The organism is Streptomyces sp. NPDC050315, from assembly GCF_040655775.1.
Taxonomy (GTDB): domain Bacteria; phylum Actinomycetota; class Actinomycetes; order Streptomycetales; family Streptomycetaceae; genus Streptomyces.
This window is the reverse complement of record NZ_JBFAKN010000006.1, coordinates 358,362-379,998: the sequence shown is the minus strand read 5'-3', so window position 1 is coordinate 379,998 and position 21,637 is coordinate 358,362. Positions and strand designations below refer to the sequence as shown.

Sequence of the window (21,637 nt, the reverse complement as noted above, 5' to 3'; positions counted from 1 at the left end):
CCCCAGGTGGCCGGACGCCTGTGCTCCGTTCGGTGGCTTACGTGCCGGAGCGGGAACCACGCTCCCTCGCCCGGCGTCCTGAGCGCGCAACGATCTGCCCATGCATCCAGGTCTGTCGTGCCGTCCGGAGGCACGCGCGCCACGCAGGGGCCGCGCCGGCCGGCCGCGCGCCCGCCGCCGCGGTGCCGTCGTGTGCGTGTTCACGATCGTGCTGGGCGGGCTGCTGCCCGGTGGGCTGCCCACGGGCGGCGCGCCCGTGGGCCCGGCCGTGGCTGCCACCGCGTACGAGGGCGCGGCGCTGCCGGGGCAGGTGGCTCGCCACGAGAGCGCGGCACGGCACGGTACCGAGGTACGGCGTGCGGGCGGCGCGCGGTACGAGAGCGGCGGGTCCGGCCGTACGGCGGCGCGCGACCGTACGGCCACGCGCGGGCGCGCCGGCCGACTCGCCCGCGCGCGCCTGGAGGTGGCCCTGCTCGACGCGGCCGCGAGCCGGGCCGGCCGGTCGTACAGGGAGGGCCTGCGCGCCGCCAGGGCGGAGCGGGCCCGCGCCGCGCGGCTGACCGAGCGGCTGCGCCGGGAACGCCGTACCGCGGCGGCGCTGCGCCGTACCGCCGGGCGGATCGCGGCCGAGCAGTACCGCACGGGCAGCGGGCTGTCCTACGCCGTGCGCGTGCTGGCCGCGGCGTCCCCGGAGGACCTGCTGCGCGGCCACCGGCTGGCCGAGCGGCGGGAGCGTGCCGTGGCGGCCCGGGCGCGCACGGCGCTGCGCGCGAGCCGGGAACTGGCGGCGGGGAGCGCGGCGGCGGCCGGCCGTACGCAGGCCCTCGACGCCCGGCAGCAGCGGCTGGCCGGCGAGCGGGCGCGCATCGGGCGCAGCCTGGACCGGGCGCGCGGGCGGCTGTGGCGGCTGGTGACCGGCGCTGCCGGGTCCGGCTGCGCCGGGCCGCCGGATCGGGTGGCCTCGGCCGCTGGGCTCCTCGCGCCCGCTGCCGTGCCCGCGCGGGGCTGGACCCGGCCGGTGACGGGGTACGCGCTGTCGGCCTCGTACGGCGGCGCCGGTGCGCACTGGGCGCACCGCCACACCGGGCAGGACTTCGCGGTGCCGGTCGGCACGCCCGTGCGGTCGGCGGGCCGCGGCCGGGTGACGGCGGTGGAGTGCGGCGGCCCGTACGGGATCAGCGTGGTGGTGCGGCACGGCGGGCGCACGTACACGCAGTACGCGCACCTCTCGGCGGTACTGGTGCGCCCGGGGCAGCGGGTACGCGCCGGGCAGCCGATCGCCCTGTCCGGGAACACCGGCAACTCCACCGGGCCGCATCTGCACTTCGAAGTGCGGCGCGGCCCCGGTGCCGACGCGGCGGTCGAGCCGCTCCACTGGTTGCGCGGACGCGGCGTACGAGTGTGACGCGCCGGCTCTCAGCGGTACGGGTGTGCGGCATCGCCGGGTCAGCCGCTGGATCGTTCCTTCAGCAGCTGGTCGATCAAACGTTCGATGACGAGAGCGACGCCGTCCTCGTTGTTGCCGGCCGTGCGGTGAGTGGTCGCGGCCAGTACGTCCGGATGCGCGTTGGCCATGGCGTACGACGTCCCCGCCCAGGTCAGCATTTCGAGGTCGTTCGGCATGTCGCCGAACGCGACCACCTCGTGCGGCGCGATGCCGCGTTCGGCGCAGCAGCGGGCGAGCGTGCCGGCCTTGCTGACGCCCGCGCCGCTGATCTCCAGCAGCGCGGTGGGGCTGGACCGGGTGAACGACGCGAGGTGCCCGGCGGCATCGCGGGCCAGCGCGAGGAACGCGTCCGGGTCCAGCTCGGAGTGGTGCGCGAGGACCTTCAGGACGGGCTCGCCGGCCTTCTCGAACGCGTCGTCGAGCAGCTTCTCGACGGGCGCGATCAGCGCACCCGGGTCGAGGTGGAACGGCGGGTACTGCGGCTCGTAGTGGATGCCGCCGGTTCGCTCGACGGCGAACGACGTGCCGGGTGCCGCGGCGCGCAGCGCCTCCACGACGCCGAGCGCCGCGCTCCGCTGCAGCGCGCGGACCTCGACGATGCGGCGGCCGCGGTGCAGGTCGACGACGGCGGCGCCGTTGGCGCAGATCGCCAGGCCGTGTCCGTGCACATGGTCGCTGACGACGTCCATCCAGCGGGCCGGCCGGCCGGTGACGAAGAAGACCTCGATGCCGGCCTCCTCGGCGGCGGCGAGCGCGGCGATCGTACGGTCCGAGACGGTCTTGTCGTCGTGCAGCAGGGTGCCGTCGAGGTCCGTGGCGATCAGCCGGGTGCGGCGGCCGGGCAGCGGTGGCGCGGCGGCGGGATCGTCTGTCACAGGGCCATCAGTCACCAGGCCATCTTCCCGCATATGCGCGCACAGGCGTGCGTTGGGTTGCCCGCATGAGCTTTACGGGCTTCCGGCCCGTGTCCACCGTAGGCTCGGTGGCATGCGACTGAGCACCGTGATCCTGCCCGTCCGCCGCTGGTCCGAAGGCGGAAGGGAGGTGTGGCAGCGCGCCGAGGAGCTGGGCTTCCACGCCGCGTACACCTACGACCACCTCTCCTGGCGGGTGCCCTTCCGGGACGGGCCGTGGTTCGGTGCGGTGCCCACGCTGACCGCGGCCGCCGCCGCGACCTCACGTATGCGGCTGGGCACCCTCGTGACCTCCCCCAACTTCCGGCACCCGGTCACCCTCGCCAAGGAGCTGATCTCGCTGGACGACATCAGCGACGGCCGGATCACGCTGGGCATCGGCGCCGGCGGCAACGGCTTCGACGCGTACGCCCTGCTCGGCGAGGGCGAGGAGCCGTGGACGCCGCGCGAACGCGCCGATCACTTCGCCGAGTTCGTCGCCCTGCTGGACCGCCTGCTCACCGAGGACGCGGTCACGTACGAGGGCGAGCACTACAACGCGCACGAGGTGCGCAATGTCCCCGGGTGCGTGCAGCGGCCGCGGCTGCCGTTCGCGGTGGCGGCCACGGGGCCGCGCGGGCTGCGGCTGGCGGCGCGGTACGGCCAGGCGTGGGTCACCACGGGCGACCCGAAGGTGTCCGCCGCCGGGACGCCCGAGCAGTCGTACGCCGCGATCGCCGGGCAGATCGAGAAGCTGGGCGCGGCGTGCGAGGCCGTCGGCCGGGACGCCGGGAAGCTGCCGAAGACCCTGCTGACCGGCTTCACGCCGGACCGGCCGCTGGACTCCGTCGACGCGTTCGTGGACTTCGCCGGGCGCCATGGCGAGCTGGGCATCGACGAGATCGTTCTGCACTGGCCGATCGACGACACGATCTTCGCCGCGGACCTGTCGGTGTTCGAGCGGATCGCGGTGGAGGGCCCGGCACAGCTGGCGGCGTAGCGGGCGGTGCCCAAAGGGGAATCAAGAGGGAGAATCGGGGCAGAGGCGTCGTCGTACGGGCGGTCGGCTGGACCGTCCGGCTGGAGGACCTCATGGCACAGACCCGATTCGCCCCGGACCGCGGGCTGACCTCGCGCATGGTCGTGACGATGTTCTTCATCGGCCTGCTGTACGTCGTGGTCGTCGGCGTGCTGGTGGTGCTGCTCAAGGGCGCGTGGCTGTTCGTGCTGCTGATCTCGGCCGCGCTGTTCATCGGCCAGTTCTGGTTCAGCGACCGGATCGCGGCATTCGCCATGGGCGCGCGTGAGGTCACCCCCGAGCAGGCGCCCGAGCTGCACGGCGCCGTGGACCGGCTGTGCGCGCTCGCGGACATGCCCAAGCCGAAGGTGTGCATCGCCGACAGCGATGTACCGAACGCCTTCGCCACCGGGCGCAACCAGAAGAACTCCCTGGTCTGTGCCACTACCGGACTGCTGCGCCGACTGGAGCCCGAGGAGCTGGAGGGGGTGCTCGCGCACGAGCTGTCGCACGTCGCCCACCGCGACGTGGCGGTGATGACCATCGCCTCGTTCCTGGGCGTACTGGCCGGGATCATCACCCGGGCGGCGCTCTGGAGCGGTGTGGGGCGCAGCAACCGGGACAACAACGCCGCCCTCGCCATCGTGATCGTCACGGCCGTCAGCGCGGTCGTCTACGTCATCAGCTTCCTGCTCACCCGGCTGCTGTCCCGCTACCGCGAGCTGTCGGCCGACCGGGCCGCCGCACTGCTCACCGGGCGGCCGTCCGCGCTGGCCGCAGCGCTCACCAAGGTCACCGGCCAGATGGCGCGGATTCCCACCCGCGATCTGCGCAAGGCCGAGCCGTTCAACGCGTTCTACTTCGCCCCGGCGTTCTCCATGGCGAACGCCGTCCAGCTGCTGTCCTCCCACCCGACGCTGGAACAGCGCCTGGACCAGCTCGGCCGCATCTCCGCCCAGCTGGGCCGCCCGTGAGCCGGGCCGGGACGGCCTCTGTCCCGCCCTTCTTCCCGCCTCTAGGAGCCACCGCATGGGTTTTCTGGACGTGATCCTCGGCCGCAGCAAGGCGGTGCGGCCCGACCTCGACCAGCTCTTCGCGTTGCCGTCCGCCGCGATCACCTTGCAGGCGGCGACCGGGTTCACGCCGACCGGCCGGGGGTCGGTCTGCTTCGCGAGCGTCGAGGGCGGCGCTTTCGCCCGCATCCGGGCCGATGTACGGGCGCTGCTCGGCCCGCCGGTGGAGTTCAGCCAGGACCAGTACGGCTACACCTGGATGCTCGCCCGGCATGCCGCGGAGGACACCGCGGGCCTGGTCAACGACCTGCACGCGGTCAACACCGCGCTCCAGGAGGGCGGCTTCGGGCCGCAGCTGCTCTGCTCACTGATCGGCTTCCGCGACGAGCGGGGCCGCTCGCTGGCCCTCGTCTACCTCTACAAGCGCGGCACGTTCTACCCCTTCGCCCCGCTCTCCGGCTCCGGCGAGAAGCGCGACAACCCGCTCGAACTCCAAGTACGGTCCCTGCTCGGTGACGACCTGACCGTGGAGAAGGATCTGAGCCGCTGGTTCCCGGTGTGGGGAGCGCCGGGGCTCTAGGGGAGACCTGCGGAGGTATCTCCGCGCGCCGGATGTTTCACGTGAAACGGACGGACCCTCTCATCGGTCACTCGCACTCGCCGGCCTGTCGGGTCCCGTGCGGTCGGCGTGCGTGACCAAGGAGTCCATCCGGCGGGCGCTCACCTCGCGGTCGGTGGCCGCGGCGACGAAGGCCGCGACGCCCGCCGGGCCGACGAGGTCGCGGACGGACTGCACCGTGGCGGCCGGCAACGCCACCTGCTCGGCCGCGGCCTGCCGCTCCGGGGCCTCGCTGTGCAGCTGATGGCGCAGATAGCGGCTCGCCAACGTCCGCATGGCGCGGGCGAGTTCGGCGTCCACGGTCTGCTGGGCCAGCGGCCGCAGCCTGCGGACCAGGCCCGCCGCCTCCTCCGCTTCGGCGTCGCTCGGCGGGTGGTCGAAGTACTGGTGGAAGACATGCTCGGTGGTGAAGTCCAGAAAGCGCGAGGCTATGTGCTCCACCTGCACCCGCAGCTCCCGCAGATGTCCCGAGATGGCGGGCAGCGGCACGCCCGCGGAGTGCAGCTCGGCCGCGACCGCGAGCTCCTGCGGGCTGGGCACGAGGAACTCCTCCGGGCTGCCCGGCACCGGCTCCAGCACCCCCAGCTCCACCGCGTCGGCCACCGCCGCCTCGTCGGGGCTGCCGCCGAAGGCCGCGTTCAGCTCCTCGCGGGAGATCCGGCCGCTCTCCTCGTCCGTCCACGGCCCGTCGATCTCGGCGACCAGGCCCAGCACCCCGCTCAGCCCCCGCCCCGCGTCCCATGCCTCCAGCAGATCCTTGATGCTGGCCAGGGTGTACCCGCGGTCCAGCAGGTCCGAGATCTGCCGCAGCCGGGCGAGATGTGCGTCGGCGTAGACGTTCGCCCGGCCCCGGCGCTCCGGCTTGGGCAGCAGCCCACGGTCCTGGTACGCGCGGATCGTACGGACCGTCGTGCCGCTCCGGTGCGCCAGCTCCTCGATGCGGTACTCGGCCGCGGGGCCGTGCTGCTCGGTCAATGCGGTGCTCCTCACGAGATGGCCCGCGCCGCCCGGCCGTGCCCCCGGCGGCCCGGGCGGCCGGGGAGTACGCGAGGTACAGGGCGGTACTGCGCGGTGCCCCTTCCTGCGAGGGATGGTACGACCGCGTGCGGCGGCGCGGTAACGCTCCGGCCGACTCGCGCCATCCCGGCATCGTCCCCGCACGGACCGCCGTGCCGCTGCCTACAGCGGCTCGATCCGGGCCAGTGCGCGCAGGGCGCGCGGTGCGAAGCGGGACAGGGCGCGGGAGCCGCGCGCCTCGGGGGTGACCGGCACCACCGCCTGATTGCGGACCACCGCGCGCAGGATGGCGTCGGCGACCTTCTCCGGTGGGTAGTTGCGCAGGCCGTAGAGGCGCGCGGCCTTGGACTGGCGGCGCTGCTCCTCCTCGGCCGAGACCCCGGCGACGTGCGACGTGCTGGTGATGTTGGTGTTCACCAGGCCGGGGCAGATGGCGCTGACCCCGATGCCCTGCCCGGCCAGCTCGGCGCGCAGGCACTCGCTGAGCATCAGCACCGCCGCCTTGGACGTGCTGTACGCGGGCAGCGTCCGGGAGGGCTGGAACGCGGCGGCCGAGGCGGTGTTGACGATGTGACCGCCCTGACCGCGCTCGGCCATCTGCCTGCCGAATATCCGGCAGCCGTGGATGACGCCCCAGAGATTGACGTCCAGGACCTTCTTCCAGTCCTCGGTGGTGGTCTCCAGGAACGAGCCGGACAGGCCGATGCCCGCGTTGTTCACCAGGACGTCGACCGTGCCGTACTCGGCGGCGACCTTCTCGGCGAGCTTCTCCATGGCCGCCTCGTCGCTGACGTCCACCGCCTCCGACCAGGCGGCGCCCGCTCCGATCAGCCGCGCCAGATCCGCCGTACGGGCCGCCCCCTCGGCATCGCGGTCCACCGCGACCACCCGCGCGCCGGCCTCGGCGAACGCGAACGCCGTGGCCCGCCCGATGCCGCTCGCCGCGCCGGTCACCAGCACCAGGCTGCCGCCGAACCGGTCCGCGTACCGCCCGCGCGGCGCGGCCTCCTTGGCCGGATCGCCCTCCTCCTTGGCCGTGACGAACTCCTCGATCCAGGCGGCCAGTTGATCCGGGCGGGTGCGCGGCACCCAGTGCTTGGCGGGCAGCGTGCGGCGGGTGAGCTGCGGGACCCACTGCTCCAGCTCGTCGTACAGCCGCTCCGACAGGAAGGCGTCGCCGGTCGGGGTGATGAGCTGGACCGGGCAGTGCGCGAACGCGTCCGGGCGCGGGCGGCGCAGCCGGGAGCGGACGTTGTCCCGGTACAGCCAGGCGCCGTGCGCGGCGTCGGTGGGCAGGGACGCGGTCGGGTACTCCCCGGCCGGGACCTTCTCGACCCGCTCCAGGATCTTCGGCCAGCGCTTGCCCAGCGGGCCCTTCCAGGCCAGCTCGGGCAGCACCGGGGTGTGCAGCATGTAGACGTACCAGGACTTGGCGCCCTGGTTCAGCAGCTGGGCCGCGCGGCGCGGGGTGGGCCGGACCATGCGCTTCTTGATCCAGTGCCCGAAGTGGTCCAGGGACGGGCCGGACATCGAGGTGAAGGACGCGATCCGGCCCTGCGTGCGCTCGACCGTCGCGAACTCCCAGGACTGCACCGAACCCCAGTCGTGCCCCACCAGATGGACTGGCCGGTCCGGGCTGACGGCGTCGGCCACCGCCAGGAAGTCGTCGGTCAGCTTCTCCAGGGTGTACCCGCCGCGCAGCGGCTGCGGCGCCGTGGACCGGCCGCAGCCCCGGACGTCGTACAGCACCACATGGAAGCGCTCGGCCAGCAGCGGCGCGACCCGCGACCAGACCTCCTTGCTGTCCGGATAGCCGTGCACCAGCAGCACCGTGGGCCGGGACGGATCGCCCAGCTCCGCCACGCACAGCTCCACGCCGCCCGTGCGGACCCAGCGCTCCCGCGCGCTCCCGAGTCCCGTGCTCACGATCGCTTCCCCGCTCTCCCTACGTGCCCTGCTCACGCCGCCTTCTCCTCCTGCCAGCGCCGCACATGCGGCAGATCGTCGTCCAGCCAGAAGGCGCTCTCCTCGGGATCCCGGGAGTCGGTGACGACCAGGATCTCCTCGAACTTCGCGCCGGTGCCCCGGAATCCGAGGTGCGGTTCGACCGCCCACAGCCCGGGCTGCGGGGGATGGTCGGAGAAGCGGTACGGGCTCCACAGCGGGGACCAGCCCTCGCGGTGGCCGTGCAGTGCGTCGGACGCCAGGCCCTTGAGCGACTGGGTGCCGAACCCGAACAGCGTGGGCGACCAACGGCGTTCGCGTACGCGGTCGACCTTGTGGGCGATCACGCCGAAGGGGTACGCGCGGTGCCTGTTCGCATATCCCTGGCGGACCATGAGGCGCTCGACGTCCTCGTATATCTCGCGCAGCGGGCGACGCTCGCGCACCTCGCGCAGGATCAGCTCGCGGTGCGCCTCCAGATCGGCCAGCAGCCGGTCGTGCAGCGGGCTGAGGCCGAGGCAGCCGGAGTACCCGATGTCCGCCGTAAAGCCTTTGTACACCGGCGCCATGTCGAGGATGAAGGGCATCCCCGGCTCCAGCACCCGGTTCGTCGGGAAGAACTGCAGCGGGACGCGGAAGTTCGCGAAGGCCGTGCGATCGCCGAACCAGGCGAAGGGCAGGTGGAACCAGTCCGTGACGCCCCGCTCGCGCAGCCAGTGGCGCTGCATGCGGGCCGCCTCCCGCTCGGTCACCCCCGGCTTCAGCTGCGCGGCCACCGCTTCGGCGCAGGCATACGCCAGCCGCTGGACCTCCCTGAACCCGCCGAGCTCCGCGGCCGGGCCCCTGGCCGCCGCTGTGGTCGCCGTCGCTGCTGTGGTCATCGCCAACCGTTCCGTCGCGGTACGTGCGCGTAACTTGACACTGATGAATGTGACAATGGTCGACGGCTGCGTCAAGGGTCCGTCGTCGGCCTGTGGAAAACTTCCCGCCGGAGCCCTCAGCCCCTCGCAGGACCCCCTACGGGGCGCTACGCCTGGAGTCGGACGGACATCCAGCCGTCTGGGGTGACGCCCGGTGTGGCGCGCGACACTAGCGTCGAGTGCGTGACTGTGATCGCGACCGAAAGCCTCAGCAAGCGGTTCCCGCGGGTGACCGCCCTGGACCGGCTCTCCGTTGACATCGCCCCCGGCGTGACCGGCCTGGTGGGTGCCAACGGCGCCGGAAAGTCCACCCTGATCAAGATCCTGCTGGGCCTGTCGCCCGCCAGCGAAGGCACCGCCGCGGTCCTCGGCCTGGACGTGGCCACCGAAGGCGGCGCCATCCGCGAGCGGGTCGGCTACATGCCCGAGCACGACTGCCTGCCACCGGACGTCTCGGCGACCGAGTTCGTCGTCCACATGGCGCGGATGTCCGGGCTGCCGCCGACCGCCGCCCGGGAGCGGACCGCCGACACCCTGCGCCACGTCGGCCTCTACGAAGAGCGCTACCGCCCCATCGGGGGCTACTCCACCGGCATGAAGCAGCGCGTCAAGCTGGCCCAGGCGCTCGTCCACGACCCCCAGCTGGTCTTCCTGGACGAGCCCACCAACGGCCTGGACCCGGCGGGGCGCGACGAGATGCTCGGCCTGATCCGCCGCGTCCACCGCGACTTCGGCATCTCCGTACTGGTCACCTCGCATCTCCTCGGTGAGCTGGAGCGCACCTGCGACCACGTCGTCGTCATCGACGGCGGCAAGCTGCTGCGCTCCTCGGCCACGGACGAGTTCACCCAGGCCACCACCTCGCTCGCCATCGAGGTCACCGACACCGACGCGCATCCGGACGGGCTGCGCGCGCTGCGCGAGGCCCTGACGGCGGCCGGCGCGGTGACCGGCCCCGCGGCCGGCCCCGGCGAAGGGCACCCGGCCGCGACCGGCCGTCTGCTGTACGTCGAGGCCGCCGGCGAGGAGACGTACGACCTGGTCCGGGACACCGTCGCGGAGCTCGGCCTCGGCCTGGTCCGGATGGAACAGCGCCGGCACCGCATCGCGGAGGTCTTCCGCGACCGCGACCAGGAGAGCGACCACGAGAGCGGGCCCGAGAGCGGCCACGCCGCCGCCCCGGCCCGTACGGACGCCACCGCGCGCCCCGCAGCCCCCGAAGCAGCCCCCGCAGGAGCCCCCGATGCCTGAGTCCACCACCGCCCCCACGGGCGGCCCGGGCCCCGCCGCCTCGATCCACGACATCGGCTATCGCCACTACGACGGCGCCCGGCTGGGACGCGCGTACGCCCGCCGCTCGCTCTTCTCCCAGAGCCTGCGCGGCGCCTACGGGCTGGGCCGCTCGGCGCGCACGAAGGTGCTGCCGATGATCCTGCTGGCGGTGATGTGCGTACCGGCCGCGATCCTCGTGGCGGTCACGGTCTTCACCAAGGCGCGCGACCTGCCGCTGGACTACACCCGTTACGCGGTCTATCTGCAGGCGGTCATCGGCCTCTTCCTGGCCGCGCAGGCGCCCCAGTCCGTCTCCCGCGACCTGCGCTTCAAGACCGTGCCGCTGTACTTCTCGCGGCCGATCGAGCGCGCCGACTACGTGGCGGCCAAGTACGCCGCGATGAGCGGCGCGCTGTTCCTCCTCACCGCCGTGCCGCTGCTGATCCTGTACGCGGGCGCGCTGCTGGCGAAACTCGACTTCGCCGAGCAGACGAAGGGGTTCGCCCAGGGCCTGGTGTCGGTGGCCCTGCTCTCGCTGCTCTTCGCCGCGATCGGGCTGGTCATCGCCGCGCTCACGCCGCGCCGCGGCTTCGGGGTCGCCGCCGTCATCGCCGTGCTGACCATTCCGTACGCCGCGGTCAGCGCCATCCAGGGCATCGCCTTCGCCCAGGGCAACACCGATGTCATCGGCTGGCTGGGGCTGTTCTCCCCGATCACTCTCATCGACGGCGTGCAGAGCGCCTTCCTGGGCGCGACCTCGGCGGCCCCGAACGGCATCGGCCCGTCCACGGGCGCCGGATTCGTGTACCTCCTCGTCGTGCTGGGCCTCATCGCCGGCTCGCTGGCCCTACTGATGCGCCGCTACCGAAAGGCCGGACTGTGACTACGGTCAAGATGGAAAATGTCTCCCGCTGGTTCGGAAATGTCGTTGCCGTGAACGACATCACGATGACCATCGGCCCCGGGGTGACCGGTCTGCTCGGCCCCAATGGCGCGGGCAAGTCCACGCTGCTCAACATGATGGGCGGCTTCCTGGCGCCCTCCAGCGGCACCGTCACCCTCGACGACCGCACCGTCTGGCGCAACGAGTCGATCTACCGCGACATCGGCATCGTGCCGGAGCGCGAGGCCATGTACGACTTCCTCACGGGGCGCGACTTCGTGCTGGCCAACGCCGAACTGCACGGCCTGGGCCGCAAGGAGGCGGCCCGCGCGCTGGCCACCGTCGACATGGAGCACGCCCAGGACCGCCGCATCTCCACGTACAGCAAGGGCATGCGGCAGCGCGTGAAGATGGCGTCCGCGCTGGTGCACGAGCCGTCCGTGCTGCTGCTCGACGAGCCGTTCAACGGCATGGACCCGCGCCAGCGCATGCAGCTGATGGAGCTGCTGCGGCGGATGGGCGACGAGGGCCGCACCGTGCTGTTCTCCTCCCACATCCTCGAAGAGGTCGAGCAGTTGGCGTCCCACATCGAGGTCATCGTGGCCGGCCGGCACGCCGCCTCCGGTGACTTCCGCCGGATCCGCCGGCTGATGACGGACCGGCCGCACCGTTACCTCGTACGGTCCGACGACGACCGGGCGCTGGCCGCCGCGCTGATCGCCGACCCCTCGACGTCCGGCATCGAGGTCGACCTCGAAGAGGGCGCGCTGCGCATCCAGGCCGTCGACTTCGGCCGCTTCACCACCCTGTTGCCGCGCGTCGCCCGGGACCACGGCATCCGGCTCCTCGCCGTCTCGCCTTCGGACGAGTCGCTGGAATCGGTCTTCTCCTATCTCGTAGCGGCCTGAAGCCGTACAGAAGCGGTCGCATACGACCTGAAAGGAGCCCTGACGCGATGTCATCGCTCGTCCATCCCACCGTCGCCCGGCTGACCTACCGGGCGCTGCTCGGCCGCCGCCGCGCCGCCATCCTCTTCGCGCTGCCCGTTCTGCTGCTCGTCATCGCCATCGCCGTACGGGCGCTGACCGGCGCCGACGACACCACGGCCAACACCGTCCTGGGCGGTTTCGCGCTGGCCACGATGGTGCCGCTGATCGGTGTGATCGCCGGTACGGGCGCGATCGGCCCGGAGATCGACGACGGCTCGGTGGTGTACCTCCTGTCCAAGCCCGTACGGCGGTCGACGGTCATCCTCACCAAGCTGCTCGTCGCGATCGGCGTGAGCGTCGCCTTCTCCGCCGTGCCCGTACTGATCGCGGGCTTCGTGCTGAACGGCAACAGTCAGCAGCTCGCGGTCGCCTACGCGCTCGCCGCCGCGGTGGCCTCCGTCGCCTACAGCGCCCTCTTCCTGTTCCTCGGCACGGTCACCCGGCATGCCGTCGTCATCGGGCTGGTCTACGCGCTGGTCTGGGAGGCGGTCTTCGGCAACCTCGTCCCCGGGGCGCGCACCCTCAGCGTCCAGCAGTGGGCACTCGCGCTGGCCCAGAAGGCGGGCGCCGAGGGCGCGGTCACCTCGGACGTGGGCCTCGTGCCCGCCGTCGTACTGCTCGTCGCGGTCACCGGCGCGGCGACCTGGTACGCGGCCCGCCGGCTCAAGTCGCTGACGCTGGCGGGGGAGGAGTAAGCCCCAGTAGGGCGGCGGAGCGGGGCACCCGTAGGCACCGGCTAACTGCTCGCCTCCTGGTGCTTGTTGAACTCCCGTACGTTCCTGCGGTGTTCCTCGTAGTCGGCGGTGAAGCGGGTGTCGCCGGGCCGGACCGTGACGAAGTACAGCCAGTCGCCCTTCGGGGGCGAAATCGCGGCCCGCGTCGCGTCCTGGCCCGGATTGCCGATCGGCGTCGGCGGCAGCCCCTCGTGCCGGTAGGTGTTGTACGGGCTGTCCGTACGGGTGTCCGCGTGGCTGGTGCGCAGAGTGGACCGGCCCAGACCGTAGTTGAGCGTCGAGTCCATCTGGAGCGGCATTCCCTTGGCGAGCCGGTTGCGGATGACCCGGGCGACCTTGCCCATGTCTCGCGGAGTGTCCGCCTCGGCCTGCACGACGGAGGCCACCACGACCGTCTCGTACGCGCTCAGGCCCCCGGGGCGGGCCGTCGGCGGCAGGCCGTCCGCCGCGTACCTCTGGCGCGCGGTGTTCACTATGAAGGACAGCAGGCCCGCCGGGGTGGTGTCCTCGTCGACCGGATACGTCGCCGGGTAGAGGTACCCCTCGGGGTTGCCCTTCGCCTCGGCCGGGAGGCGCAGCCGCTTCGCCGGATTCCGGGCCGTGGCGGCCCTCTTGGCGGCCTTCTCGGTGGTCCCCGAGGCGACGTGGAGCGCCTTGTCGACGGCGGCATACGTCTGGGAGGCCCGCCGGCCCTCCGGGAGGGTGAGCTTCTCGGCCCGCGCCGACCGCTCGTCCCCGGGGAGGAGCACCAGGAGGAGGACGAGGGCGACGACGAGGGCGGCGCCGCCGATCAGGAGAAGCCGCGCCCTCCGGGTGAGGCGTGTGCGGCGCCGGCCACCGGAGTGCTGCGTATCGTGCACATCGCTCATGGGGGCACGGTAGGCCAGACCGTAGGGTGGCGTGGGTGACCACGCTCATACCGCCGCTCCCGGTACGCACCGTGCGGCACCGCGACACCACGGACGGCCGGACCCTTCCCGCCCTCTTGTGGCGACCGGGCCCGGGTCACCGGATGATCTCCAGCGCGGTGCTCGGCGGCGGCATCGGAGCCCGCTCCTGGGTACTCAACGCCCAGGTCGCGCACGGTTATACGCGCCGCGACCCGCAGGCGCACCTCGCGGAGATCACCGCCGCTGCCGGGGCGACGGGGCCGGGCGTCGGCATGATGACGGCCGCGGACATCCTGGGAACCCGCTCGTCGGCGTACGACGGGGGCGCACAGGCGCTCGTCACGACGGGAACGGGCGTGCACGGCTGGGCCGCGGACACAGCCCCGGGCACCGCGGACACGACACCGGGCACAGCGGACGCCCCGTACCGCCCCGGCACGATCAACATCCTCGTCAGGCTGCCCGTGGCCCTCTCCGACGCCGCTCTGGTCAACTCCGTGATGACAGCGACCGAAGCGAAGGTCCAGGCGCTGCTCGATCACGGGCTGGACGCCTCGGGCACGCCTACGGACGCGGTGTGCGTCGCCGCACGAGTACCGCAAGCGGAGCAGCCCGTGGAGGAGTTCGCCGGGCCGCGCTCCCTCTGGGGCGCACGGCTGGCGCGCGCCGTGCACGAAGCGACGCTGCGCGCTCTCCTACAGGAACGCGGAGCTCAGGCTCCGATGCGGCGGTCCCGCCCGGCGCCCATCCCCAGCAGTACCAGCGCCGCGCAGACCACGAGCAGCAGCGTGACCGGCAGCGTCCAGCCGCCCGTCGCCTGGTGCACCGCGCCCAGCGCCAACGGGCCGACGGCGGCGAGCAGATAGCCCCACGTCTGGGCCATGCCGGACAGCCGTGCGGCGGTGTGCGGATCGCCGGCCCGCAGCACCATCATCGTCAGCGCCAGGCCCAGCGCGCCGCCCTGCCCGATGCCGAGCAGCGCGGCCCACACCCAGGCCCCGGCCACCGGGGCGACGAGCAGGCCCGTGCAGGCGAGCGCCATCAGCAGTGCGACGCACGCCGCCAGAAGGCGCTGCCGCCGCATCCGCCCGGCCAGTACGGGCACCACGAACGAACCGGCCATCTGCACCAGCGTGCTGAACGCGAAGACCAGTCCGGCCTGCGCCTTGTCCATCCCGTGGTCGGTGAAGAGCGTGGGCAGCCAGGCGATGGCCACGTAGGCGATCAGCGACTGCGAGCCCATGAAGAGCGTGACCTGCCAGGCCAGCGGCGAGCGGCTGAGCTTCGGGCCGGACTCGGCGCTGTGCTTCGGGACCGCGGCGGCCTTCCCGTGCCGCGCGCCGCGCCGTGCGAGGACCACCTGCGGAATCCACACGAGCGCGGCCACCGCGGCGAGCAGCCCCCAGGAGACCAGCGATCCCTGCCAGCTGCCGAGCGCGTTCTCCAGGGGCACCGAGGTGGCCGCCGAAACGGTTGCGCCGAGGATCATCGCCGTGGAGTACAGCGCGGTCATGGGCGCGGCCCGGTCGGGGAAGTCCCGCTTGATCAGGCCGGGCATCAGCACGTTGAGCAGGGCTATGGACCCGCCGACCAGCGCACAGCCGGCGAACAGCGCCACCAGCGGCGGCGCGACGCGGACGACGATGCCGGCGCAGAGCAGTACCAGCGCGCTGAACAGGACGGTCTCGGTACCCCAGCGCCCGGCCAGCTTCGGTGCCACGTAGGAGCCGAGCCCCATGAAGACCAGCGGGATCACGGTCACCAGGCTGCCGGTGGTCGCGTTCAGCCCGAAGTGCTCGCCGATCTCGCCGAGCAGCGGCGAAACGCCCGCGAGCGCGGCCCGCATGTTGAGGGACGCGAGGACGATGCCCAGGAGGAGCAGCGCGGGATGCGTACGCAGCCGGCGGCGGGCGGCGGCGAGCTGCGGCGCCGGGGTCAGGTCTTCCTCGGCGTCGATCAACGGCACTCCGTCGCGCGGCGGGGCGCCGGCGGTCGGCGGGGCTTCGGGGCTGGTCCCGGGCATGGTGGGGTGGCTCTCCTGTCGGTGGGTGCGGTGCGGTACGAGTGGGGCGTGCGGGGCCCGCGTACGGGCGGCGGAGCGGGCACGGCAGGCAGTACGGCTCACCGTCCGGCGAGCAGCGCCTCCACCGCGCGTTTCGGCCGGTCCAGCAGCGTGCGGGCGGCCGCCTCCGCGGCGTCCGGGTCACCCGAGGCGATCGCGTCCAGGACGGCGTGGTGATCGCCGTGCAGGATCTGCGGCATGTCCCGGTCGCCGAGCCCCGATACGAGCGCCTCGCGCACGGAACTGCTGAACCATTCGTACGTGGCGCTCAGCGCGGCGTTGTGCGCGGCGGCGACGACGGCCCGGTGGAAGGCCACGTCGTGGTCGGCGTACTGCTCCAGACTGTCGGGCAGGGGCTGCCCCTCCGCGTCCTCCAGCGCCCGCTGTGCGTCCAGCGCGGCCCGCATCCGGTCCAGATCCGCCGGCTCGTGCCGCGAGGCCGCGAGACGGGCGGCCTCGGCCTCCAGCGCGATGCGTACTTCGAGGACGTCCCGTACGCCCGACCGCTGCACCCGGCGCATGACGGCGGCCGGGTCGGTGGCCGAGACGACGAAGGTGCCCTCGCCCTGGCGCGACCGCAGCATCCCGGCGTGCACGAGGACGCGCACGGCCTCGCGCACGGTGTTCCGCCCCACCTGAAGCTGTTCGGCGAGCGCGTGCTCCGTGGGAATGCGGTCGCCGACCTTCCACTCCCCGGCGCTCAGCTGCGCCCGGAGCGCGTCGACCACGGTGTCCACCAGTGACTGCCGACCCGCGGCCTGCAACGCCATCCCGCTCCTCAGTCCGTATAGCTCCAGTCCCCCGGTTGCCCAGTCATCCTACAACTGACGGTCGGCGGAGTTACCCACAGCTTGTGTGCGGGCAACTCGGGACGGCTCACGCCGTCAGGAAGCGCTCCAGTACCGCCGCGATCCCGTCGTCCTCGTTCGACGTGGTGATCTCGTCGGCGACGGCCTTCAGCTCGTCGTGCGCGTTGGCCATGGCCACACCGTGGGCGGCCCAGGCGAACATCGGGATGTCGTTCGGCATGTCACCGAAGGCGATGGTGTCGGCGGCCTTGGCGCCGAGCCTGCGGGCCGCGAGGGAGAGGCCGGTGGCCTTGCTCAGGCCGAGCGGGAGCAGTTCGACGATCCCGGGGCCTGCCATGGTCACTCCGACCAGGTCGCCGACCACCTCGCGGGCGGTCGCGGCGAGCGCGTCGTCCGAGAGCTCGGGGTGCTGGAGGTAGACCTTGTTGATCGGGTCGGCCCACAGATCGGCCGGGGTGTCGATCATGACGTTCGGCAGCGGGCCCTCGTGGACCCGGTAGCCCGGCGCCACCACTACGGCGCCGTCCAGCCCGTCCCGGCTCGCCGCCAGGTACAGCGGTCCGACCTCCGCCTCGATCTTGGCGACCGCCAGCCCGGCCAGCCGGCGGTCCAGCGTCACCGAGGTGAGCAGCCGGTTCTCCCCCGCGTGGTAGACCTGCGACCCCTGCCCGCACACCGCGAGGCCCTGGTAGTCCAGGTCGGCCAGGATGTGCCGGGTCCAGGGGACCGCACGGCCGGTGACGACGATGTGCGCCGCGCCCGCCGCGGTGACCGCGGCGAGCGCCTCACGGGTGCGCGCCGAGACGGTGTCGTCGGGACGCAGGAGCGTGCCGTCGAGGTCCGTCGCGACGAGCTTGTACGGGAAGGACCCCGCGGGGGAGGAGACGGTCACTTGGCGACGGGCTCCAGGATCTCCCGGCCGCCCAGGTACGGGCGCAGCATCTCGGGGACGCGCACCGAGCCGTCCGCCAGCTGGTGGTTCTCGAAGATCGCCACGATCGTGCGCGGTACGGCGCACAGCGTGCCGTTCAGGGTGGCCAGCGGCTGCACCTTCTTGCCGTCGCGCATCCGTACGGACAGGCGGCGGGCCTGGAACTCGTCGCAGTTCGACGCGGAGGTCAGCTCGCGGTACTTGCCCTGGGTCGGGATCCACGCCTCGCAGTCGAACTTGCGCGAGGCGGAAGAGCCCAGGTCACCCGTGGCGACGTCGATCACCTGGAAGGGCAGCTCCAGGCCGGTGAGCCACTGCTTCTCCCAGTCCAGGAGCCGCTTGTGCTCGTTCTCGGCGTCGTCGGGCGCGACGTACGAGAACATCTCGACCTTGTCGAACTGGTGCACCCGGAAGATGCCGCGGGTGTCCTTGCCGTACGTGCCGGCCTCGCGGCGGAAACACGGCGAGAAGCCGGCGTACCGCAGCGGCAGCTTGGCCGCGTCGACGATCTCGTCCATGTGGTACGCGGCGAGCGGGACCTCGGAGGTGCCGACCAGGTAGTAGTCGTCCTTCTCCAGGTGGTACACGTTCTCCGCGGCCTGGCCGAGGAAGCCGGTGCCCTCCATGGCGCGCGGGCGGACCAGCGCGGGGGTCAGCATCGGCGTGAAGCCGGCCTCGGTGGCCTGCGCGATCGCGGCGTTGACCAGCGCGAGCTCCAGGAGCGCTCCGATGCCCGTCAGGTAGTAGAAGCGCGAGCCGGACACCTTGGCGCCGCGCTCGACGTCGATCGCGCCGAGCAGTTCGCCGATCTCCAGGTGGTCCTTGGGCTCGAAGCCCTCGGCGCCGAAGTCGCGGATCGTGCCGTGCGTCTCCAGGACCGTGAAGTCCTCCTCGCCGCCGACGGGGACGTCGGGGTGCACCAAGTTGCCCAGCTTCAGGAGCAGCGCCTGGGTCTCTTCCTTGGCCTCGTCCTGGGCGGCGTCGGCGGCCTTGACGGCGGCGGAGAGCTCGCCGGCCTTCTTCAGCAGCTCGGCCTTCTCGTCGCCGGTGGCCTTGGGGATGAGCTTGCCGAGCGACTTCTGCTCGGCACGCAGCTCGTCGAAGCGGACGCTGGAGGTCCTGCGCCGCTCGTCGGCGGAGAGCAGCGCGTCGACGAGCGCGACGTCCTCTCCACGGGCGCGCTGGGAGGCGCGCACACGGTCGGGGTCCTCACGGAGCAGGCGAAGGTCAATCACCCCACCAGGCTACCGGGGCCGGACCGGGGCGCTCGACGCGATATTCCGCTCCGGGGCAATTTGTCCGGTTTAGAGTTGTTTCTGTGGTGTTCTGGGAAGGCGGGGAATTGCGGGAAAGAATTCCCGCGGAGTGCCGGTCGTGAGTGCCGTTCGTTGTTGTCGGGGGAGTGGCGCGGGGGTGTTTCCGGGATGTTCCGAGGGTGTCCGTGACGCATCCGGCAGCTGTACTGGAGCGGCGTCCGGGCCCGCCCGGGCGGGGAGTTGGCGGGCTGTGCACAGCCACTTGTCCACAGCTCCGGCGCTCTTCCAAAAGTTATCCACAGGCTGTGCGTTGCCGCTGTGGAAGTCGGAAAGCCCGGGTCCGTTCCGTGAATCCGGGGCGAAGAAATCCTTGCTGAAACCCCGTTCGGGTACTCTTTCGTGTGGGATTTCCTCGCCCTAAAGGATTGTTCCCAGGAATTATGCTGACGGGCCCCATGGCGGGCGGTTGTGCATACCTGTGGACGGGTGTGGGGTCGGTAGGGCGATTTGTCGACTGTGCGGCGCCCCGGAATCGACTTGTCCCCAGGTCGAGAACCGCGCCTGTGGATAACTCTGTGGACAGGGTTGTGGGAAACCTGTGGACCACTGCGACGGGCCGGGCTGGGCCGGTGGTCAGGCCCGCCCGTCCAGGCACCGGGTCAGCCAGTCCGTCGCCTCCATGAAGGCGTCGTCGGCGGTCTCCGGACGGACCTCGGCGGTGACCTCGTCCGCGCGCGGGTACGAGCCGAGGAAGCGCACGTCCCGGCAGATCCGCTTCAGCCCCATCAGCACCTCGCCCACCCGCCGGTCGGTGATGTGCCCCTCGCAGTCCACGGAGAAGCAGTACTGGCCGATGCCCTCGCCGGTCGGCCGGGACTCGATCCGCATCATGCTGACCCCGCGGCTGGCGAACTCCTGCAGCAGCTCCAGCAGCGCACCGGGGTGGTTCTCGCGCAGCCACAGCACGACCGAGGTCTTGTCGGCGCCCGTACGGGCGGCAGGCCGCGCGGGCTTGCCCACCAGGACGAACCGGGTCGCCGCGTTCTGCGCGTCGTGGATGTCCGTGACCAGCGGCGTAAGGCCGTACGTGGCGGCCGCGAACTCACCGGCGAACGCCGCGTCGTACCGGCCCTCCTGCACCAGCCGCGCGCCGTCCGCGTTGGACGCCGCCGACTCCCACACCGACTCCGGCAGGTGCGCGCCGAGCCACTTGCGCACCTGGGCCTGGGCCGCGGGGTGCCCGGTCACGGTCTTCACGTCCGAGAGCGTCGTACCGGGCCGGGCCAGCAGCGCGAAGGCGATCGGCAGCAGCACCTCGCGGTAGATCATCAGGTGCCCGCCGGCGGCCAGTTCGTCGAGGGTGGTGGTGATGCCGCCCTCGACGGAGTTCTCGATCGGCACCAGCGCGCCGGCCGCCTCGCCCGCGCGGACGGCGTCCAGCGCGGCGGGCACGGACACCATCGGCACCAGCTCGCGGGTCGCCGCCTCGGGCAGTGTGCGCAGGGCGGCCTCGGTGAAGGTGCCCGCGGGTCCGAGGTACGTATAGCGGCTGGCCGACATCCGTGCACTCCTTCTCCGGGCTTCGCTGCTGTCCCGGGGGCTGGGGAACCTTTACGGTACTCGCCCGCGCGGCACCTTCCGCTCGGGCCCGAGCCCCTCGGCCTCCCGGCGGCGGCCGCGGGACCTCACCCCTCCAGCAGCGCCTGCCCCACGTACCCCGACGGCTCCAGCGCCGGTACCGCGTACAGCCCGCTCGCCTCGTGCCGGAGGAACGGCGAGAGCGCGTCCCCCCTGTCCAGCTTGCGCTGGATCTGGGTGAAGGCGCGCAGCGGGTCGGCCTGCCAGGCCATGAAGAGCAGCCCGGCGTCCGGGGCGCCGTCGTCGCGGAAGCCGTCGTGGTACGAGAACGGGCGGCGCAGCATCGCCGCACCCTGGTTCGACTCGGGCGCGGCAATACGGGCGTGTGCGTCGGCCGGAATGACGGGAAAGCCGTCGGGCCCGTTCTTGGTGAGGTCCATCGGGGTGTGCTCGTCGCCGCCGGTCAGCGGCGCGCCGTCGGACTTCCGCCGGCCGATGACCTTCTCCTGCTCGGCCCGGGACTTCTTCTCCCAGTCGTCCAGCAGCATCCGGATGCGGCGCACGACCACGTAGGAGCCGCCGCGCATCCACTGCTGGTCCGCGTCGCGCCCGACGAAGATCCGCTCGTCGAAGTCCGGGTCCGACGGCTTGGGGTTGTTCGTGCCGTCGATCTGGCCCATCAGGTTGCGCGTGGTCATTTGGTGCGCCGTGGCGCCGGGGCTGCGGTTGAAGCCGTTCATCTGCCAGCGCAGCCGCGCGGTGTCGCCCGCCTCCTTCTGGAGCGTACGCAGCGCATGGAAGGCGACCAGCGCGTCATCGGCGCCGATCTGGACCCACAGGTCGCCGTTGCTGCGCTTCGGGTCGATCGCGTCGGCCGAGAAGTGCGGCAGCGGGTCGAGCTGCAACGGGCGGCGCGCGGTCAGCCCGGTACGGCCGAAGAAGCCGTGGCCGAAGCCGAAGGTGACGCTCAGGGAGGCGGGGCCCGCGTCCAGCGCCACGCCGGTGTCGTCGGCGGGCACCTCCCCGGCCATCAGCTGCTCGGCCAGCGCCGACCAGCGGCGCATCAGGGCGGCCGCCGCCTTGCGCCCGGCGCCCGGCGCCAGGTCGAAGGCGACGAGGTGGCAGCGGGCCTGCATCGGGGTGGTGATGCCGGCCTGCGGCGTCCGGCGGTCGGCGCGGAACGCGACCTCGGTGGCGCCGAGCGTACTGAGCGCGGGCGCGTCGTCCTGCACCGCGGAGACGCCGAACGCGCCGCCCGCGCCGCCGACGACGAGCCCGGCCGCACCGGCGGCGCCGACCGTACCGAGGAGGCGGCGGCGGGAGAGCTCCATCGGGGGAGTGGAGTCGCTGCCGGTGGTTTCA

19 protein-coding genes and 1 pseudogene are annotated in these 21,637 nt (G+C 72.5%); 9 read left to right on the top strand and 11 right to left on the bottom strand.

Annotated features, from left to right (window positions below):
- Nucleotides 1-196 precede the first annotated feature (196 nt).
- Nucleotides 197-1,405 carry a M23 family metallopeptidase gene (locus AB0I82_RS24020; protein WP_363259405.1) on the top strand — a complete coding sequence of 403 codons (1,209 nt, stop codon included), beginning with the start codon at nt 197-199 and terminating at the stop codon, nt 1,403-1,405.
- A gap of 41 nt (nt 1,406-1,446) precedes the next feature.
- Here AB0I82_RS24020 and AB0I82_RS24015 read toward each other — a convergent pair whose 3' ends face one another.
- The gene (locus AB0I82_RS24015; RefSeq protein WP_363259650.1) at nt 1,447-2,292 is read right to left on the bottom strand and encodes an HAD family hydrolase; all 846 of its coding nucleotides are present in this window, start codon (nt 2,290-2,292) and stop codon (nt 1,447-1,449) included.
- A gap of 142 nt (nt 2,293-2,434) precedes the next feature.
- On the opposite strand from AB0I82_RS24015, the gene AB0I82_RS24010 reads away from it, so the two are divergent.
- From AB0I82_RS24010 to AB0I82_RS24000, 3 genes are all read left to right on the top strand, one after another.
- Nucleotides 2,435-3,340 carry an LLM class flavin-dependent oxidoreductase gene (locus AB0I82_RS24010; protein WP_363259404.1) on the top strand — a complete coding sequence of 302 codons (906 nt, stop codon included), beginning with the start codon at nt 2,435-2,437 and terminating at the stop codon, nt 3,338-3,340.
- Nucleotides 3,341-3,432: 92 nt separating this feature from the next.
- Nucleotides 3,433-4,332 carry a zinc metalloprotease HtpX gene (htpX, locus tag AB0I82_RS24005; RefSeq protein ID WP_363259403.1) on the top strand — a complete coding sequence of 300 codons (900 nt, stop codon included), beginning with the start codon at nt 3,433-3,435 and terminating at the stop codon, nt 4,330-4,332.
- A gap of 55 nt (nt 4,333-4,387) precedes the next feature.
- On the top strand, nt 4,388-4,951 hold the full coding sequence (locus AB0I82_RS24000; RefSeq protein WP_363259402.1) for a hypothetical protein: 564 nt from the start codon (nt 4,388-4,390) through the stop codon (nt 4,949-4,951).
- Between the two features lie 60 nt (nt 4,952-5,011).
- On the opposite strand, the gene AB0I82_RS23995 is transcribed toward AB0I82_RS24000, so the two are convergent.
- The 3 genes from AB0I82_RS23995 to AB0I82_RS23985 form a co-directional block, all read right to left on the bottom strand.
- Complete coding sequence (locus AB0I82_RS23995) at nt 5,012-5,965, bottom strand: MerR family transcriptional regulator (RefSeq protein ID WP_363259401.1); 954 nt, start codon at nt 5,963-5,965, stop codon at nt 5,012-5,014.
- A gap of 204 nt (nt 5,966-6,169) precedes the next feature.
- Nucleotides 6,170-7,933: an SDR family oxidoreductase gene (locus AB0I82_RS23990; RefSeq protein ID WP_363259400.1), complete on the bottom strand. Its 1,764-nt coding sequence runs from the start codon at nt 7,931-7,933 to the stop codon at nt 6,170-6,172.
- Nucleotides 7,934-7,965: 32 nt separating this feature from the next.
- Nucleotides 7,966-8,832, bottom strand: coding sequence for a M24 family metallopeptidase (locus tag AB0I82_RS23985; RefSeq protein WP_363259399.1), 867 nt, complete (start codon nt 8,830-8,832; stop codon nt 7,966-7,968).
- A gap of 222 nt (nt 8,833-9,054) precedes the next feature.
- On the opposite strand from AB0I82_RS23985, the gene AB0I82_RS23980 reads away from it, so the two are divergent.
- The 4 genes from AB0I82_RS23980 to AB0I82_RS23965 are packed head-to-tail and all read left to right on the top strand — an operon-like array spanning nt 9,055 to nt 12,710.
- A complete protein-coding gene (locus AB0I82_RS23980) occupies nt 9,055-10,122 on the top strand; it encodes an ABC transporter ATP-binding protein (protein WP_363259398.1) in 1,068 nt (355 codons plus the stop codon).
- The gene (locus tag AB0I82_RS23975) at nt 10,115-11,026 is read left to right on the top strand and encodes an ABC transporter permease subunit (RefSeq protein ID WP_363259397.1); all 912 of its coding nucleotides are present in this window, start codon (nt 10,115-10,117) and stop codon (nt 11,024-11,026) included. The genes AB0I82_RS23980 and AB0I82_RS23975 overlap by 8 nt, the downstream gene beginning before the upstream one ends.
- Nucleotides 11,023-11,934, top strand: coding sequence for an ABC transporter ATP-binding protein (locus AB0I82_RS23970; protein WP_363259396.1), 912 nt, complete (start codon nt 11,023-11,025; stop codon nt 11,932-11,934). Before AB0I82_RS23975 ends, AB0I82_RS23970 begins: the two co-directional genes overlap by 4 nt.
- A gap of 47 nt (nt 11,935-11,981) precedes the next feature.
- Nucleotides 11,982-12,710 carry an ABC transporter permease gene (locus AB0I82_RS23965; RefSeq protein ID WP_363259395.1) on the top strand — a complete coding sequence of 243 codons (729 nt, stop codon included), beginning with the start codon at nt 11,982-11,984 and terminating at the stop codon, nt 12,708-12,710.
- Between the two features lie 41 nt (nt 12,711-12,751).
- Here the strand turns inward: AB0I82_RS23965 and mltG are convergent, their stop codons facing one another.
- Nucleotides 12,752-13,618, bottom strand: a complete 867-nt coding sequence (mltG, locus tag AB0I82_RS23960) for an endolytic transglycosylase MltG (RefSeq protein ID WP_363259394.1) — start codon at nt 13,616-13,618, stop codon at nt 12,752-12,754.
- A gap of 35 nt (nt 13,619-13,653) precedes the next feature.
- Between mltG and AB0I82_RS23955 the strand changes: the two are divergent.
- Nucleotides 13,654-14,319: pseudogene (locus tag AB0I82_RS23955) on the top strand (adenosylcobinamide amidohydrolase); the annotation flags it as partial.
- A gap of 32 nt (nt 14,320-14,351) precedes the next feature.
- Here AB0I82_RS23955 and AB0I82_RS23950 read toward each other — a convergent pair.
- The 6 genes from AB0I82_RS23950 to efeB all read right to left on the bottom strand — a co-directional run bounded on the left by AB0I82_RS23950 (nt 14,352) and on the right by efeB (nt 21,606).
- The gene (locus AB0I82_RS23950; RefSeq protein ID WP_363259393.1) at nt 14,352-15,662 is read right to left on the bottom strand and encodes an MFS transporter; all 1,311 of its coding nucleotides are present in this window, start codon (nt 15,660-15,662) and stop codon (nt 14,352-14,354) included.
- A gap of 98 nt (nt 15,663-15,760) precedes the next feature.
- Nucleotides 15,761-16,471 carry an FCD domain-containing protein gene (locus AB0I82_RS23945; RefSeq protein ID WP_363259392.1) on the bottom strand — a complete coding sequence of 237 codons (711 nt, stop codon included), beginning with the start codon at nt 16,469-16,471 and terminating at the stop codon, nt 15,761-15,763.
- Between the two features lie 106 nt (nt 16,472-16,577).
- Nucleotides 16,578-17,402 carry an HAD family hydrolase gene (locus AB0I82_RS23940; RefSeq protein WP_363259391.1) on the bottom strand — a complete coding sequence of 275 codons (825 nt, stop codon included), beginning with the start codon at nt 17,400-17,402 and terminating at the stop codon, nt 16,578-16,580.
- On the bottom strand, nt 17,399-18,676 hold the full coding sequence (serS, locus tag AB0I82_RS23935) for a serine--tRNA ligase (protein WP_363259390.1): 1,278 nt from the start codon (nt 18,674-18,676) through the stop codon (nt 17,399-17,401). Before serS ends, AB0I82_RS23940 begins: the two co-directional genes overlap by 4 nt.
- Nucleotides 18,677-19,330: 654 nt before the next feature.
- Nucleotides 19,331-20,257 (bottom strand): prephenate dehydratase, encoded by a 927-nt coding sequence (gene pheA, locus AB0I82_RS23930; RefSeq protein WP_363259389.1) that lies wholly within the window; start codon nt 20,255-20,257, stop codon nt 19,331-19,333.
- Between the two features lie 125 nt (nt 20,258-20,382).
- Nucleotides 20,383-21,606 (bottom strand): iron uptake transporter deferrochelatase/peroxidase subunit, encoded by a 1,224-nt coding sequence (gene efeB / locus AB0I82_RS23925; protein ID WP_363259649.1) that lies wholly within the window; start codon nt 21,604-21,606, stop codon nt 20,383-20,385.
- Between the last annotated feature and the right edge of the window lie 31 nt (nt 21,607-21,637).